Raw genomic sequence first — 15,619 nt, 5'->3', positions numbered from 1 at the left:
CGCTACGGCCGCTCCCGCGTCAGCGGATTCGCCACCTGGAGCGTCAACCCCGCCACCATGCTCCTCCTCGACGAGTTCATAGCGATTGGAACCCAGATGAAGACGGAAAGGCCCGGCAAGGGCTGTATCGTAACCCCCGCAACGACGGTCGAGGGGCCGATAGTCAAGCTCAAGGACGGGAGCGTTATACGCGTGGACGACTACGAGACCGCCCTCAAGGTCCGCGACCAGCTGGAGGAGATACTCTACGTCGGCGATGCGCTGGTTAACTTCGGAGACTTCGTGGAGAACAACCAGACCCTTCTTCCCGCCAACTACTCGGAGGAATGGTGGATTCAGGAGCTGGTAGGGGCCATAGCCGAGACCTACGAGGTCGAGCTTAGGCCGTTCTCCGACAATTCACGCGAGGCCATCGAGGAGGCGGCGGAGTACATTGAACTCAACCCGGACTTTCTCGAAAACCTGTTGAAAGACCCCCTCCGCGTGAGACCTGACGTTGAGGTTGCTATACACATCTCAAACGTTCTTGACATCCCGCTCCACCCATACTACACCCTCTACTGGAATACACTCAAACCTGAGGAAGTTGAGGAACTCCAGCGGGCGCTGCTGGGTGCTCAAATCGAGTGGAACGAGCATATGAAGAACAAGTTCGCGAGAAGAGTCGTTTTGGACAACGACCCCAAAATCAAACGCTACCTTGAACTCCTCGGCCTCCCCCACAGGCTTGAGCGCACTGGGGAGAGGAAAAAGGTCATAGTCATCGATTACCCCTGGAGCGCCGCCCTGCTCACACCCCTGGGCAACCTCGAATGGGAGTTCAAGGCAAAGCCTTTCCACACCACCATAGACATCATCAACGAAAACAACAGGATAAAGCTCCGCGATAGGGGAATAAGCTGGATTGGGGCGAGAATGGGAAGGCCGGAGAAGGCCAAGGAGAGGAAGATGAAGCCGCCGGTGCAGGTTCTCTTCCCGATTGGTCTTGCCGGCGGCTCGAGCAGGGACATCAAGAAGGCCGCCGAGGAAGGAAAGGTAACGAGCGTGGAGATAGCCTTCTTCCGCTGTCCAGAGTGCGGCCACACCGGGCCGGAGCACATCTGCCCGCGTTGCGGAACGAGGAAGGAACTCCTTTGGCACTGCGCCAAGTGCAACGTTGATTACTCGCAGAGCGAGGCCGAGAACTTCGACTTCCGCTGTCCCAAATGCGGGACCGAGCTTAAGCCCTACGCGAGGAGGACCATAAAGCCCTCCGAGCTTCTTCGCACCGCTATGGAGAACGTCAAGGTCTACGGCATCGACAAGCTCAAGGGCGTCCAGGGTATGACCTCAGGCTACAAGATGGCCGAGCCGCTTGAGAAGGGCCTCCTGAGGGCTAAAAACGATGTCTACGTCTTTAAAGATGGCACCATTCGTTTCGACGCCACCGACGCCCCGATAACCCACTTCAAGCCAAAAGAAATAGGCACGAGCGTTGAGAAGCTCCGCGAGCTCGGCTACACCCACGACTTCGAGGGCAAGCCCCTAGAGCGGGACGACCAGATACTCGAGCTCCGCGTGCAGGATGTCATACTGCCCTACGAGGCTGGAAGGTACCTCCTCAAGGTGGCCCGCTTCATAGACGACCTCCTCGAGAAGTTCTACGGCCTTCCGCGCTTCTACAACGCCGAGAAAATGGAGGACCTCGTTGGGCACCTCGTCATCGGCCTTGCCCCGCATACCTCCGCCGGAATCATCGGCAGGATAATCGGCTTCTCTGACGTTCTGGTCGGCTATGCGCACCCGTATTACCATGCAGCGAAGAGAAGGAACTGCTTCCCCGGCGACACGAGAATCCTTGTTCAGATAGATGGCAAACCCGCTAGGATAACCCTTCGCGAGCTTTACGAGCTGTTCGAGGAAGAGAGTCATGAAAACATGGTTTACGTGAGAAGGAAGCCGAAGAGGAATATTAAGGTTTATTCCTTCGACCCTGATAGCGGCAAGGTCGTTCTCACGGACATCGAGGACGTGATAAAAGCTCCGAGTACCGACCACCTGATTCGCTTCGAGCTTGAACTCGGGAGGAGCTTTGAAACGACAGTTGACCATCCTGTTCTCGTCTATGAAAACGGAAAGTTCGTGGAGAAGAGGGCGTTTGAGGTGAAGGAAGGGGATAGGATATTGGTTCCAAAACTTGAGTTTCCAGAGGTGGAGGTTGAACACCTTGATCTGCTTGAGGAGTTTGCCAGAGGGGAGTTCAGGGAGCTTTGGGACCGGATAATGGTTAGGGGAATAGGAGAGTGGATTAGATCCCGCGGTTTGGAGAAACACGTTAAGGCCGATTACATCAGAAGGGATTCCATTCCATTGAGCGTACTCCTGGAGCTTTTGAAAGCCAAGAACATTCCGATTTCGAAGGTTCCAGGTTGTAAGATTGCCTTTAAGCGGGACAGGGTTACCGTTAATCGGTTAGTTCCCATAAAACCGCTGATGCGGGTTCTTGGTTATTATCTCGCCGAAGGCTACGCGAGGGAAAGCGAGAGCGTTTACCAGATCAGCTTTTCAGTCGCAGATGAAGAGGCGAGGGAGGATCTAAAGAAGGTCCTCAGGGAAGCTTTTGGGGACGGCTTTGGAATCCACGAGCGGGGGGAGGAGGTCACCGTGGGTTCTCGCGTTCTCTATCTGCTATTCACAGAGGTTCTCAAAGCTGGGAAAAACGCCCACACTAAGCGTGTTCCATCAATGGTTTACACCCTTCCGAAAGAAGCAGTCGTAGAGATGCTCAGGGCCTACTTTGAGGGGGATGGGAGTGCGTTAAGGACCGTGCCTCGGGTGGTAGTGTATAGTGTTAACAAGCCCCTCTTGGAGGACGTTGAGACACTGCTGCTTGGGAAGTTTGGAATACGTGGGTATGACACAGTTGACAAAAACGCCAATCGTGGAAACGCCCGGGGCAGGCTGTATCACGTTGAGCGTGGGACTGAACCGCCCATTTCAAAGGTTTATGCCCTTAACATAGCGGGACAGTACTATCACAGATTCTTTGAGGAGATTGGCTTTGTCAGCGAGCGCAAGAACTCAGTGTACTCTCTTCATCCCGGAAAGGAGAAATCTACAGGAACTGACAGGTACTCATCAGAAAACGGTTGGCTTTTGAAAGTCAGACGTGTTGAATATGTCAAACCCAAGGATGACTTTGTGTTCTCTCTTAATGCCAAAGAATACCACAACGTGCTGATTAATGAAAGTATCGTAACACACCAATGCGATGGTGACGAGGACGCTGTCATGCTCCTCCTTGATGCCCTGCTCAACTTCAGCAAGTATTACCTCCCTGAGAAGCGCGGCGGCAAGATGGACGCTCCGTTGGTCGTAACGACCCGTCTCGACCCGCGCGAGGTTGACAGCGAGGTCCACAACATGGACGTCGTCCGCTACTACCCTCTGGAATTCTACAGCGCCACCTACGAGATGAAGTCTCCGAAGGAGATTAAGTTCATCGAGCGCGTTGAGGACAGGCTCGGCAAACCGGAGATGTACGAGGGTCTGAAGTTTACCCACGATACGGACGACATCGGTCTCGGCCCGAAGATGAGCCTGTATAAACAGCTCGGCGACATGGTTGAGAAGGTGGAGCGCCAGCTGGCCCTGGCGGAGCGCATACGGGCGGTTGATGAGCATCACGTGGCTGAAACGATAATCAACTCCCACCTCGTTCCGGATTTGAGGGGCAACCTGAGGAGCTTCACGAGGCAGGAGTTCCGATGTGTGAAGTGCAATACGAAGTACAGAAGGCCTCCGCTGGCCGGCAAGTGCCCCAAGTGCGGCGGAAAGATCGTTTTGACGGTCAGCAAGGGAGCTATAGAAAAGTACCTCCCCACGGCAAAGATGCTCGTTACGAAGTACAACGTGCTCGACTACACGAGGCAGAGGATATGCATAACGGAGAAGGACATAAAGACACTCTTCGAGAACGTCTTTCCTGAGAGGCAGAGAACGCTGATGGGCTTCTCGGCCGACGTCTGCGAGAAGATGATAAAGGCCCGTACCGGAAAGTCCAACGGCAAAAACGGCTACCTCGACGAGCTGAAGGCGAACGGAAAGCTCAAGAAGAAGTCCAATGCCGAGAAAAAGAAGGAATCCAAAAAGGCCTCCAAGCGCTCTGAGAAGAAGATAAAGCCATCGCAGGGGTTCGAGAAGGCGGTCAAGAAGGAAAAGGCCGCCATGAAGAAGAAAAAGAAGGGCATAAGCCTCGACGAGTTCTTCGGCTCCTAGCCTTTCCGTTAATCATATATATCATTATGCCGCTCTTTCTTTGATGGGAATGAACCCAGGGTTCAAATTGCTCCCCAGCGTGGCCTACCTGCGGGTTCAGAGGCAGGTGTTCATAGGCTATTCTATGCCCCTCGCGGGATGGATAGGGGAGTATCTGATCAACTATCGGAAGCTCCCCCGGCCGAACTTCCTTGGAAGGGCGATGGGCAAGCTGGGTTTTCACCTTGCCGGCGAAGAGAGGGACGACCGCTACATCACCCAGTTCTTCACGAAGGGGAGCGTCTCTGTAAGCGCCAGTTGGGACGTTGAGAGGGAAAGCCTTTTCCTTCAGGTGATCCCCCTCCGTTCAAGGCTCTCCCACGGCTTGACGGTTCGCGCCGAGAACATCGAGTTCTACGACCAGTACGTGGTGAGCATAGAGCCGACCGGCAAGCTACCGCCTGGAATCAGGGGCATCGGAATAAACGCCCTGATTCTTGAGGATTTTTATCCCCTTGAGACTCCCTACTGGGGAATGCTCCACGAGGACTGGGAGGTCGAGCTCAACCTGCTCGTCATGAAGGACGAGGTTTACGATAGGCTGAGCCGCGAGGAGTACCGCTGCCCCGTCTGCTTCTCACCGCTGAGCGAGGAGAACGGGGTTTTGAAGTGCACCACGTGCGGCTTTACCTACGCTCCGGAGACGGACTTCGAGAGGGTCGTGGAGAGCTTTGGCGTGGAGGAGTTTGCGTTTTGAAGCTTTTGGGAAAAGCTTCACCAAAAGTTAGTAGCTCACCACAAAGAACTTCCAAATAGTGAAGGATTTTGCGTTTTCATTGCCATTTTTCAAGCGAGAACACTTTAAAGAAGCCCATTAAAAGGGGGTTTACTTCCCCTTGACGCCCTACGGGCGTCTATTTTGGAGTTAAACCCTCGCACAGAGAGCAATTTGGCAAGCCCTCGCCCTTAAAACAGCAGTTTTGGAGAGAAAATCACCGAGAACTTAACTCTTCAAAAAGGAGCTACGAACTTTGATGAAACTTTGCGAAGGCAAAGTTTCTATGGTAGCCCCGCCGGGATTCGAACCCGGGTCGCGGGATCCAAAGTCCCGCATGCTTGGCCGCTACACCACGGGGCTGCCCGATAGAAAAAGCAGAGTCTCCACTTATAAATCTTAAGCCCATTCTGCTCCAGAAAAAGTTGAAAAGGGCTCAGAGAATCAGCGACACCAGATCCCTTATCGCCTTCTCTGGGTCTTTGGCTTTTGTAACTCCGCTCGCGAGGAGAACGCCGACGCTTCCGAGCTCCAAAGCCTTCTTGACGTCCTCGCCGGTGCTTATTCCCGCGCCCGTGAGAACTTTGACGTCCGGATTGACCTTCTTAACGAGCTCGACGGTGTCGGTGATGACCTCCGGCTTGGCCTTGCTGACAGGAATACCCGTTCCTATGAGCTCTGGCGGCTCGACTGCAACGTAGTCCGGCCCGAGTGCTGCCACCGCAGCACTAACGGCTGGATTGTTTGAGCAGACCATCGTCATTAGTCCGACTTCCTCGGCGCGCCTTATACTGGCCTCCAGATCCGCCAGAACCATTCTGTTCTCGGAGTGGTTGAGCAGCGTTCCCACCGCTCCGGCCTCCTTCACGGCCTCGGGCAGAACGTGGCCGGTGTGGCTGCCCGGCGTTATCGGGTCAATGTGCTGGGCGAAGACGGGAATCTCGACCTCCTGGGCTATTCTGTAGAGGTCGGCCAGCTGTGGCGCAACAACGATGGTTATCCCAGTCTCCTTCCAAACCTTCTCGGCAGCCTTGGCTATCCTCAGGGCGCCCTCGCCCGTGGCCTGGGCGTAGGTCTTGAAGTTAATCGCTATAATCGGCTCCTTCAGCTTCGACATTGGTATCACCGTAGGTGTTATTACCCGAGGGCTTAAACGTCTTTCCGTCGGGGAGTTTCGTTTCCACTGGAAACCGGCCTCCCAAACGGGTCTATGAGGCCTGCCCTTATGAGGGAGGAGCTGATTTTGGAGCCGAGGGAACTCCTCACGAGGCCGATGGTTACTATCTCAAGCGGTCTCAGCCCGTTTTCCTCACGCGCCCGGTTGACCACCAGGGCACCCTTGTAGGTCTCCTCACTCACGACTATGGCTTCGAGGCCCTTCATTTCCCCTGCGAAGCCTATCGCCGTGTGAATTTTGATAATGCGGTAGCCGGAGTAGCCGTTGACCTCGAAGAACTTGATTAAATCCCTGAGACGCAGCTCGTATGGGAGTATCTTTTCCGCGTGGGGCTTGTCCCTGATCATCTCGTCAGATGTCAGGCCTATGTAAACGTATTCCCCCACCTCGAAGGCCTTCCTCAGCAGGGTCTTGTGCCCCAGGTGAAGCCTGTCGAAGGTTCCGCCGACGACGACTTTTCTGTACTTCTTCCTCATGGGGGTACCTTGGGCGACGAACCAATAAGCTTTTTTATTGCCTGTGGAGATTCTTCCGGAGGTGGTGATGTGGATTACTTCTTTTACCCTTCAAGCGTTGCGGTGTTCGGCTCGTTCAAAAAGGGGGCCATAGCCTACGAAATTCTCCGAAACATCGTGGAGGGCGGCTTTGAGGGTGAAATAATCCCAGTCAACCCGAAGGGTGGAACCGTTGAGGTCGCCGGGAGGACCCTCCAAATCCGTGAGAGGCTCGACGAGACCGTTGACACAGCCATAATCGCGATTCCGGCAAAGTTCGTTCCGGAACTCATGGACGAAATCGGCCCCCTGATCACGGGCGCCGTCGTCATAAGCGCCGGCTTCTCCGAAGTTGGGAACGAGGAGCTTGAGCGTGAGTTGGTTGAAAAAGCGAAAAAACATGGCATCAGACTCATCGGACCCAACTGCGCTGGAATATTCGGCGTCCACGGGCGGTTCTTCGGCTCCTTTGAGGTTCGCGTTAGGCCCGGGGGATTAGCGCTGATCAGCCAGAGCGGTGCCTTCGGAGGGGCGGCTTTAGCTATGGGCAACGACGAGGGAATCGGTTTTTCCGCCTTCGTTTCCTATGGAAACGCATCCGACCTGAACGAGAGCGACTTTTTGGAGTACTTCGCGGACGACGAGAACACAAAGGTCATCGCTCTCTACATCGAGGGCGTTAGAGACGGCAGGCGGTTTTTGAAGGCCCTCCGCTACGCGACGGCCAGAAAGCCTGTCATAATCCTCAAGGCCGGCAAGAGCGCGGGTGGGGCCAGAGCTGCGGCTTCCCACACCGGCTCGCTCGCTGGGAGCTACGAGATTTACAGAGCGGCCTTCAGGCAGGCCGGTGCCATCGAGGTCGAGGAGATGGAGGAGCTCTTCGATGCTGCCAAGGCCTTCGAGATGTACTCCAGGGCTGGAAAGCGCGTGGCGGTTATTACCAACTCCGGCGGCCCGGGTGTTCTCGCAACGGATAAGCTCGAAAGGCTGGGCCTTGAGATGGCTAAGCTGGGTGATGAAACCCTCGACAAACTCCGCTCATTCCTTCCGCCCCAGTGCTCCACGAGGAATCCGATAGACCTGATAGCCGACGCCGACTACGAGAGGTATAGGAGAACCATCGAGGTCGTTTGCAAGGATGAGAACGTGGATTCCCTCCTCATCATCTGCGTGCCACCCATCTTCCTGCCCAGCGAGGAGATAGCCAGAGCCATCATCGAGGCCGAATGCGACAAGCCGGTCATCGTTAACTTCATGGCGGGAGAGCTCGTCAGGGACGGGGTTGAGCTGCTGGAGGGACGCGGGGTCAAGAACTTCCCGACCCCGGAGAGGGCCGCCAAAGCCCTCGCCTGGCTAGCGAGGGGATAGCGTTTTGACTTTTTTCTTCCACAAGCCTCGCCCTTTAGGACGGGGAGGAGGTCACTCCGGTACATGTTTCAATTCCGGTAGCCTTTTATACCCTTTAGGTTCATTTGAGAACGCTATGATCGCGCTCGGTATAGAAGGTACCGCCCACACTCTCGGCATAGGCATCGTTACCGAGAGAGAGGTTCTGGCCAACGTATTCCACACTCTCACGACGGAGAAGGGGGGAATACACCCCAAGGAGGCGGCTGAACATCACTCGAAGCTTCTAAAGCCCCTTCTCAGAAATGCCCTTGGCGAGGCTGGAATAGACATGGAGGACGTTGACGTTATAGCGTTCTCCCAGGGGCCGGGGCTGGGACCGTGTCTCCGCGTCGTTGCCACGGCGGCGAGGGCGCTGGCGATAAAATACCGGAAGCCCATAGTCGGCGTCAACCACTGCATCGCCCACGTGGAGATAACCAAGATGTTCGGCGTTAGGGACCCCGTCGGCCTCTACGTCAGCGGCGGGAACACGCAGGTTCTTGCCCTTGAAGGCGGCCGCTACCGCGTCTTCGGCGAGACCCTTGACATAGGCATAGGCAACGCGATAGACACCTTCGCGAGGGAGCTGGGAATAGGCTTCCCGGGTGGGCCGAAGATTGAAAAACTCGCCCTCGTGGGAGAGAGGTACATAGAGCTCCCCTACGCGGTTAAGGGGATGGATTTGAGCTTCTCGGGGATACTCACGGAGGCCGTTAGGAAGTACAGAACCGGGAAGTACCGCGTGGAGGACCTAGCGTACTCCTTCCAGGAGACTGCCTTTTCGGCGCTCGTCGAGGTGACTGAGAGGGCCGTGGCTCACACCGGCAAGGATGAGGTCGTTCTAGTCGGCGGCGTCGCCGCCAACAACCGCCTCCGCGAGATGCTGAAAGCGATGACGGAGGACAGGGGTATCGACTTCTTCGTTCCGCCCTACGACCTCTGCAGGGACAACGGGGCGATGATCGCCTACACCGGATTGAGAATGTACCGCGGGGGGGTGCGCTTCTCGCTGGAGGACACCGTGGTGCATCAGAAGTTCCGCACCGATGAGGTGGAGGTAGTATGGGGTTGATAGTTCCGTGGTACACGTTGGGTATGGACCTCGTCCTTCTGCTCGCGATTGGTTACGTTGTGATCTTTCTGTATCGCCGTATGGGTAAGTATGACTCGGAGCTTAATATTCTGATAAAATATTCCTTCCTGTTTCTTTTGCTTGCTGAGGTCGGGAGGCTCCTTGACGTTATCGATGATTTCTGCTGTGGGGATACTTTTTATGCCATTGAATGGGCCCTCTATTTCGTTTCCATACTCGGTGTTATCTACTCGGTGGTGCATTACATTACACTGGTTGAGAGAAGGTACATGCCGTCCATTGCCGTGGAGGTTGGCTCAAAGCCGAAAGTTCGGGTTCGCAGTTCCCCGGGTAAGTCCCCACTATCGATGAGTGCTTACGTTATCTTCTCCAAATATAGGCTTGCGGATATCATAGAGCTTCTCAAAAGTGCCGATTTTCCGATTTTTGCTGTTACCCGCGCCCCTGACCTGTACGAAGGTTTCAACAGGGGCCACGTTGAGGCGGTCTGGATAACTCAGGTTTCCGGGGGTATCCCCCCCACAGCCCTCCACCTCCTTCAGGACAGCATACTCCAGTTCGTTCAGCGGAATCCCGGATCCGTCGTCGTTATAGACTCTGTGGAATATCTCCTGCTCTACAACGACTTCAGGACGGTCTTCAAGTTTCTGGTGAACGTCAAGGACTACCTGATGGCGTTCAACGCTACGCTCATGGTGTTCGTGGACGACGCGGTTATCTCCCCCCGCGAAAAATCGTTTTTACTCAAAGAATTCGAACCCCTGTGATGTTTTTCCCGATGGCTGTGTTGAAGGGATTTGGGGAGTTGCCTGCCCGGAGGGTTAAAACCTGTTTTTCAGCCTTGCGGTGTACTTTGGATAGACCTCGTCCGTGAAGCGCACGAACTTTGTCCTCCTGGGTGAGAGCTTTATCGTTATCTCTGTCTCGGGTTTCAGGTAGGTGTAGAACTGGCCGTCTATGGCGAGTATTATCTCCCTCTCGAGGGCGAGGTTCCTCACGTCTATCGTGCTGTAGGATGGGATTATCATCGGCCTGGAGCTCAGCGCTATGGGGGCGAGGGGGGCTATAACGACCACGTCCAGGCGGGGGTCAACGAAGGGACCGCCAGCGCTCATTGAGTAGCCTGTCGAGCCCGTCGGCGTCGAGACTATCAGGCCGTCGGCCCGGATTTCGTCCGCCAGCCCGCCCTCGATGTAGTACCTGAGGTGGATTATCTTTCCCGGGATTCCCGTCAGAATCGCCACCTCGTTGAGGGCATCTGGAACAGTGTTCTCCCCGTTGAGGTAGGTTCTTAGCTTTATGCGTTCGTCTATATGGTAGTCCCCCTCTATGAGCTTGCTGAGGGCGAAAAAGGCCTCGTGGGGCTCGACCTCCGTGAGGAATCCCAGCGTACCCATGTTTATTCCGAGGATCGGTATCTCCCTCTTTGTCCTGTGTTCGACCCGCAGTATGGTCCCGTCGCCGCCGATAACGATGATGAAGTCCACGTCGAAGTCCTCAAGCGGGCAGACGTCCGCCTCCTCGAATTCCGGCAGGTGTCTGTGGGTGTCGCTGTCCACGCAGACGTCGTACCCGCTGACCTTGAGGAAGTCGTAGACGCGGTAGGCGAGCTTGAGTGCCGCCTTCTTGTCCCTTCTGGCCACTATCCCGAACTTCATGACCCATCCCTTTCCCCTCTCTTTTCCTCTCCCATTTTCTTCTTCAGTGTTTCCTCATCCGGGGCGGGGAGCAGAAGCTCCTCCTCGGGAACCTCGGCCTCGTAGCCAGCGGTCACGAAGGAGCCTACAACCGTCGGCCCCCAGTAGGATACCAGCCTCTCCAGGAGAACCCCCGTGACCGCGTACTCAGGGTTTATTCCCAGGGCGATGAACACCGCGGAGTTGACGGCCTCTATTATTCCGGCCCCTCCCGGTACTATTGCGAACATCCCGACGACCATGGACACTATCAGAACGACGGTTATGTCCATCGGGGCTATCGGATAACGTATTGCAAGAAAGACGAGGTAGTAGCGGAGTATCGTCAGCCCCCAGTATACGAAGGAGTGGAAGAGCGCCACGGCGGTTGCTATCTTGTCCTGTGAGAGAATCCTGAAGTCTGACTGGAGCCTGGGAATTGTCACCTCCGCAATGTTCCGGAAGGAATCCTTGCGTTTCTCGGCCCTTCCCGTGGATATCCTGTAGTAGAGCCGGTAAATCCACCAGACGGCCCCGGGGGCCCTGGTCTCGCTCATGAGGAGCCATATCACGAGGGCGGAGAAAGCCATGAGAACCACATCGAGAATTATTATGGGGATTGTAAGACCGGTCTCGCCGAGCCAGTAGACGTGGAGGGTCGCCACAATCATCATCACCGCGATGGGGACCAGGTCCAGAATCCTGTCCATCATAACGCTCGCGGTCATCGGCCCGTAGGGGCTCTTCACCCTCTTGGCGAGGTAGTAAACCCTTATGAACTCCCCCAGCCCCTTGGCACCGGGGCTGATGTTGTTGAAGAACATTCCGACGAATATGGCTGAGAAAACTGCCCTGAACGAGACCTTTATCCCGAGCCCCTTGAGAAGAACCTTCCAGCGGAGCGCCCAGGCGACCAGGGTGAGAACGTAAACGAGGATGGCGAGGAGGAAGTACTTAACGTCCGAATCCCGGAGGATTTCGGCTATTCCCTGGGCTCCGGCCCAGTTAATGAGGGCGCCTATGACTATAAGGGCCCCAATGAAAAAAACACCTTTTTTCCAGTCCATGATGTACACCGTCAAACTCGTTGTTGGGGTTCATCGTTTATATCATTGTCGTCCTCCGCTTCCAGCTTCTTCTTGTCTTGGCTCACCTTGATGCCGAAGTGGGTCATTATACCGCCTCCTATCGCCGTCGGCGCCCAGTAGGATATCAGCCTCTCCAGCAACGTTGCGGTCACCGCTATCTCCTTGTTTATGCCCAGAAGAACGTAAACGGCCGAGTTTATGGCCTCTATTATTCCCGCTCCGCCGGGGATTATCATGAACATTCCTACCACTATGCCTATCATCTGGACGACCATGACGTCGAGGAGCTTTATCGGGCTGTTTATGCTGATGAAGATGAAGTAGGAGCGGAGCAGGACGAGGAACCAGAAGGCGAATGAGTAAATCAGCGACAGCGTGAAGGCCACCTTGTGCCTCATCAGGAGTTTGAAGTTCTCCTGGAACTGGGGAACGCTCACCTCAACCGCGTGGACGAACTTCTCCTCGTACTTGGCTGCCTTCTTGGGCGTTATTTTCCCGAAGAGGCGGTAGAACCAGTAAAGGATTCTCTTCGTCTTCCTCTCGCTCAGGAGTATTCCAACGGTGGCGAGGGTTATTATGGCGAAGAATACGTCGAGGAGGAGCAGCGTCAGCGTGAGCGAGAACGAACCGAGGTTGTAGACGTAGATTGTCGCCAGGAGGAGCATGACGACGACCGGAATGACGTCCATTATCCTGTCCATCATTATGGTCGCAAAGACGTGGCCGTAGGGCTGCTTCGTGTGCTTGGAGATGTAGTACATCCTGACGGGCTCGCCGCCGCCCCTGGCGCCGGGGGTTACGTTGTTTATGAAGACCCCGACGAAGAGACCAGCCACTATGGTTCTGAACGGGGCGTCTATGCCGAGGCTCTTTAGCAGGACGCGCCAACGCAGCGCCCACATGATGACGGCCGCGACGTAGGCCAGAATGGCCAGGGCGAAGTACTCCAGCCTCGCGCCCTTCAGTATCTCGATAACGTCCTTTAGGCCGGCCCACCAGACCAGGAGGATTATTATGAGCAGACCGAGGCCCAGGAGGGAGTACTTCTTCCAGTCCATGCCTACACCTTCCTGAACCTGGCTATGAAGAAGCCCTGGGTCAGATGCCTGTTCGGATAGAACCTCTGAACCTCATCTATGCCCATACCACTCGAACCTATAAAGATGCTCTGCTCTTCGAGCTTTAAACCTTTGTCGAGAATGTACTTCACGTTGGCCTCGTTTTCCTCGTAGCTCAGCGTGCAGGTCGAGTAAACGAGAACGCCGCCCTTCCTGAGGGATTTTATGGCGGCGTTGATGAAGTGCCTCTGGTAGCGTGCGGTGGCCTCAATGTCCTTTGGCGTCCTGCTCTCCCACAGCTTCGGTCTTATTCCTAAGGCGGTGCACGGTGCGTCGAGCAGTATCTTGTCCGCCTCGATTCCCAGCTCCGGGAGCTTCCGTGAGTCCATGTGGATCAGCTTAACGTTCTTTACGCCGAGCCTCTTCAGTTCCTCGTCCATCTTTTTCAGCCTGTTCCTGGACTTGTCCATCGCTATTATCTCGCCCCTGTTCTGCATGAGCTGGGCTATGTGGGACGTTTTGCCCCCTGGAGCGGCCGCCATGTCCACTATCAGCTCCTCCTCGCTCGGCTCAAGAACGTGAGCCACAACCATCGAGGGCAGGCTCTGGGCGTAGAAGAGGCCCTCCCTGAAGCTCTCCAGCTCACTCAAACTCGGCAGCTTAAACTTCGGCAGGGTAACCTCAACTGCCAGCCCCCTTGTCGAGACTATCATCTCCTTGGCGCTCATTCTGGCAATGCCTATTCCGACGAGAAGCCCCCTCGGGTCGCGTATCTCGACCTCGTCACCGGGCTTGATTTTTTTGTCCGCCTGCAGAACCCCTGGTGCGTAGAGCATCGCCCCCTGATAGACGCTCTCGCTTGCGAACTTGTTGGCGCGGACGACAGGGAGACCGGGCTCGTAGTCGTCCGGGAAGTTTGGGCCTTCGCGCTCGAAGTATATCCCCTCCTTGAGGTAGGGACTTCGCTTTGGCTTGAGGCCCTCCTTCCTGAGGATTGACATGAGCCTCTGCCTGCTCGTCTTCAGGGTGTTCACTCGGATGTAGTACTTCTCCACCGGCGTTCTGAGGGATGCCATTATATCCTCCGCTTCCTCCCCAAAAAGGCCGCGGTAGTACTCCCTGAGCTCCTCAGGAAATGCTTCCTCCGGTTTCATGGCGACACCTCAGAGGTCGAAGATTTCAAAGCGCTTCCCGAGGTCTATCAGCCTCAGAATCCCCTGCTTCAGTGCCCCGGCGCTCCCGAAGTTCGCCTCGAACTGGAAGAGGTTTTCACTGCTCCCTTCGATTTTTTCAAGTATCTCGGTTGGGGAGACCCTTCCGTCGCGCCTCCAGTTGTATACGTCGCTGAGGAAATCCTGGGCGCCGTATATGAAGCTCCTTGGGAATATCTCAACGAACAGGCCCACGAAGTTCTCGCTTATCCTTTCCTTTGGAACCGCGACGACGAAGTAGTAGCTCTCCGGCGTCGCGCCAACCTCAATCTGGGGCTTTATCTCGAAGGCCGGGTGCGGGTACTTCATGAGCCTCCACTCGCCGTCCAGGAAGAGGTATGCACCGAAGGCCTCCTCAACGTCCTCTACCCTGAAGCCCTCCCTCGGGAGCTCGAGCTTAAGCTCCTCGTTGAGGGTGAATATGCTCTCCCACATCTCGTTGAGGAACTCGTGAATCTCTCTCACGTTCATTTTTCTCACCAGAGAGGGAAAAAGAAAGGCCCCTTAAAAACTTTCATCCGAGCATATCCCCGAGCATCCTGTTGAGCTCGCCCATTATGTCTGTTTGGATGGTTTCTTCGTAGCTGGCGAGTTTCACGCTGTAGTGCTGGTCCATAACGTTCAGGTCGAAGAATATATCCGCCCTGACCTTGCTGACCTCACCGCTCTTGATGTGTATCTCCCAGACCTTCGGCAGGGAGTCCTCTTCGATGTAGGTTTCGACGTCGATGGTTGCGTAGCCGTTGGCTGGTATGATTGCCCCTTTGATGGTCTTCCCGTAGCCGATTCTGATACCGCTGGCGTAGGCGTCGAAGCTCACGTTGCTCACCGGAATTGGGAACCGGTTGGGATTGTAGAACTTCATGTGGGCTGTGATAACGGCCTTTCCGTCCCTCTCACCGGCCCAGTCAAAGGTCGTCTCAACCAGCGCAGGGCTCTTGACTAGCCCTCCGGCGAGCTCCTTGCTCTCCGCGGTGAAGTTGAGGTACGCCAGCACGTTCTCACTTATCTCCTGCTGAATGTCCGCATCGACGGGTATCACCTTCAGGAGCTTCCCGTGGAGGGTTATGAGAACCGTGCCCCGCTGTCCCTCATCGAGGTACCTGGCGAGGGAGCGAACGAGGTTGTGGTTATCGATTGCCATAACCATACTCACGTCGCTGCCGGTTGCGCTGTAGTCGAACCTCTCGACCCGTGCGATGGGTATCCCGGTGAACTCTATAGTCACGTTCTCTATCGAGGCGGGGATGAGGAGGGGCCTGTTGAGCTTTGCGTCTATCCATATCTCGGTTGTTTCCTCGTCCACGTAGCCCCACTGGGCGTTGATCGACGGGCTCAGCGTCGAGGCGGCGTAGACAACGTACCCGGCCCATACGATGAAGACCAGTGCCAGCCCGACGATTATGTATCTGAGTTTCATTT

At 55.5% G+C, this 15,619-nt stretch carries 13 protein-coding genes and 1 tRNA gene; 5 read left to right on the top strand and 9 right to left on the bottom strand.

Translation table 11 applies throughout. From position 1 onward, the window contains the following. Window positions 1-4,257: DNA-directed DNA polymerase II large subunit (locus tag APY94_RS07650; protein WP_058939065.1), on the top strand; the 4,257-nt coding region annotated here is incomplete at its 5' end. 49 nt (window positions 4,258-4,306) lie between these two features. Next, window positions 4,307-4,993 carry an eL43 family ribosomal protein gene (locus APY94_RS07645; protein WP_058939064.1) on the top strand — a complete coding sequence of 229 codons (687 nt, stop codon included), beginning with the start codon at window positions 4,307-4,309 and terminating at the stop codon, window positions 4,991-4,993. Between the two features lie 305 nt (window positions 4,994-5,298). Here the strand turns inward: APY94_RS07645 and APY94_RS07640 are convergent. The 3 genes from APY94_RS07640 to coaD form a co-directional block, all read right to left on the bottom strand. Beyond that, window positions 5,299-5,374 (bottom strand) — tRNA-Gln (locus APY94_RS07640). 73 nt (window positions 5,375-5,447) lie between these two features. Then, window positions 5,448-6,128: a triose-phosphate isomerase gene (gene tpiA / locus APY94_RS07635; RefSeq protein WP_058939063.1), complete on the bottom strand. Its 681-nt coding sequence runs from the start codon at window positions 6,126-6,128 to the stop codon at window positions 5,448-5,450. Window positions 6,129-6,160: 32 nt separating this feature from the next. Continuing rightward, window positions 6,161-6,664, bottom strand: coding sequence for a phosphopantetheine adenylyltransferase (gene coaD, locus APY94_RS07630; RefSeq protein ID WP_058939062.1), 504 nt, complete (start codon window positions 6,662-6,664; stop codon window positions 6,161-6,163). Window positions 6,665-6,733: 69 nt separating this feature from the next. Here coaD and APY94_RS07625 point away from each other — a divergent pair, with 69 nt between their 5' ends. From APY94_RS07625 to APY94_RS07615, 3 genes are all read left to right on the top strand, one after another. Next, window positions 6,734-8,050, top strand: a complete 1,317-nt coding sequence (locus tag APY94_RS07625) for an acetate--CoA ligase family protein (protein WP_058939061.1) — start codon at window positions 6,734-6,736, stop codon at window positions 8,048-8,050. Between the two features lie 115 nt (window positions 8,051-8,165). Continuing rightward, window positions 8,166-9,143 carry a bifunctional N(6)-L-threonylcarbamoyladenine synthase/serine/threonine protein kinase gene (locus APY94_RS07620; RefSeq protein WP_058939060.1) on the top strand — a complete coding sequence of 326 codons (978 nt, stop codon included), beginning with the start codon at window positions 8,166-8,168 and terminating at the stop codon, window positions 9,141-9,143. Then, window positions 9,134-9,931, top strand: coding sequence for a DUF835 domain-containing protein (locus APY94_RS07615; protein ID WP_058939059.1), 798 nt, complete (start codon window positions 9,134-9,136; stop codon window positions 9,929-9,931). Before APY94_RS07620 ends, APY94_RS07615 begins: the two co-directional genes overlap by 10 nt. 54 nt (window positions 9,932-9,985) lie before the next feature. On the opposite strand, the gene APY94_RS07610 is transcribed toward APY94_RS07615, so the two are convergent. Genes APY94_RS07610 through APY94_RS07585 form a run of 6 tightly spaced genes read right to left on the bottom strand, consistent with a single transcriptional unit; the run spans window position 9,986 to window position 15,617 of the window. Then, a complete protein-coding gene (locus tag APY94_RS07610) occupies window positions 9,986-10,822 on the bottom strand; it encodes an NAD(+) kinase (RefSeq protein ID WP_058939058.1) in 837 nt (278 codons plus the stop codon). Further along, window positions 10,819-11,907: a lysylphosphatidylglycerol synthase transmembrane domain-containing protein gene (locus tag APY94_RS07605; protein WP_058939057.1), complete on the bottom strand. Its 1,089-nt coding sequence runs from the start codon at window positions 11,905-11,907 to the stop codon at window positions 10,819-10,821. Before APY94_RS07605 ends, APY94_RS07610 begins: the two co-directional genes overlap by 4 nt. An 11-nt stretch (window positions 11,908-11,918) precedes the next feature. Then, on the bottom strand, window positions 11,919-12,986 hold the full coding sequence (locus tag APY94_RS07600; RefSeq protein WP_058939056.1) for a lysylphosphatidylglycerol synthase transmembrane domain-containing protein: 1,068 nt from the start codon (window positions 12,984-12,986) through the stop codon (window positions 11,919-11,921). Window positions 12,987-12,988: 2 nt separating this feature from the next. Further along, entirely contained in the window at window positions 12,989-14,140 is a 1,152-nt protein-coding gene (locus tag APY94_RS07595) for an RsmB/NOP family class I SAM-dependent RNA methyltransferase (RefSeq protein WP_058939055.1), read from the bottom strand. Between the two features lie 9 nt (window positions 14,141-14,149). Further along, window positions 14,150-14,668, bottom strand: coding sequence for a DUF3201 domain-containing protein (locus APY94_RS07590; RefSeq protein ID WP_058939054.1), 519 nt, complete (start codon window positions 14,666-14,668; stop codon window positions 14,150-14,152). A 43-nt stretch (window positions 14,669-14,711) separates the two neighbouring features. Beyond that, entirely contained in the window at window positions 14,712-15,617 is a 906-nt protein-coding gene (locus tag APY94_RS07585) for an LEA type 2 family protein (protein WP_058939053.1), read from the bottom strand. Between the last annotated feature and the right edge of the window lie 2 nt (window positions 15,618-15,619).

The organism is Thermococcus celericrescens, assembly GCF_001484195.1.
Classification (GTDB): Archaea; Methanobacteriota_B; Thermococci; order Thermococcales; family Thermococcaceae; genus Thermococcus; species Thermococcus celericrescens.
The sequence above is the reverse complement of the archived record's forward strand: the minus strand, read 5'-3'. Positions and strand labels throughout refer to the sequence as shown.

Excerpts from the sequence above, each read along its gene's own strand:
- APY94_RS07645 (WP_058939064.1), top strand. The coding sequence starts at position 4,307 with ATGAACCCAGGGTTCAAATTGCTCCCCAGCGTGGCCTACCTGCGGGTT.
- tpiA (WP_058939063.1), bottom strand. The coding sequence starts at position 6,128 with ATGTCGAAGCTGAAGGAGCCGATTATAGCGATTAACTTCAAGACCTAC.
- coaD (WP_058939062.1), bottom strand. The coding sequence starts at position 6,664 with ATGAGGAAGAAGTACAGAAAAGTCGTCGTCGGCGGAACCTTCGACAGG.
- APY94_RS07620 (WP_058939060.1), top strand. The coding sequence starts at position 8,166 with ATGATCGCGCTCGGTATAGAAGGTACCGCCCACACTCTCGGCATAGGC.
- APY94_RS07615 (WP_058939059.1), top strand. The coding sequence starts at position 9,134 with ATGGGGTTGATAGTTCCGTGGTACACGTTGGGTATGGACCTCGTCCTT.
- APY94_RS07610 (WP_058939058.1), bottom strand. The coding sequence starts at position 10,822 with ATGAAGTTCGGGATAGTGGCCAGAAGGGACAAGAAGGCGGCACTCAAG.
- APY94_RS07605 (WP_058939057.1), bottom strand. The coding sequence starts at position 11,907 with ATGGACTGGAAAAAAGGTGTTTTTTTCATTGGGGCCCTTATAGTCATA.
- APY94_RS07600 (WP_058939056.1), bottom strand. The coding sequence starts at position 12,986 with ATGGACTGGAAGAAGTACTCCCTCCTGGGCCTCGGTCTGCTCATAATA.
- APY94_RS07595 (WP_058939055.1), bottom strand. The coding sequence starts at position 14,140 with ATGAAACCGGAGGAAGCATTTCCTGAGGAGCTCAGGGAGTACTACCGC.
- APY94_RS07590 (WP_058939054.1), bottom strand. The coding sequence starts at position 14,668 with ATGAACGTGAGAGAGATTCACGAGTTCCTCAACGAGATGTGGGAGAGC.
- APY94_RS07585 (WP_058939053.1), bottom strand. The coding sequence starts at position 15,617 with ATGAAACTCAGATACATAATCGTCGGGCTGGCACTGGTCTTCATCGTA.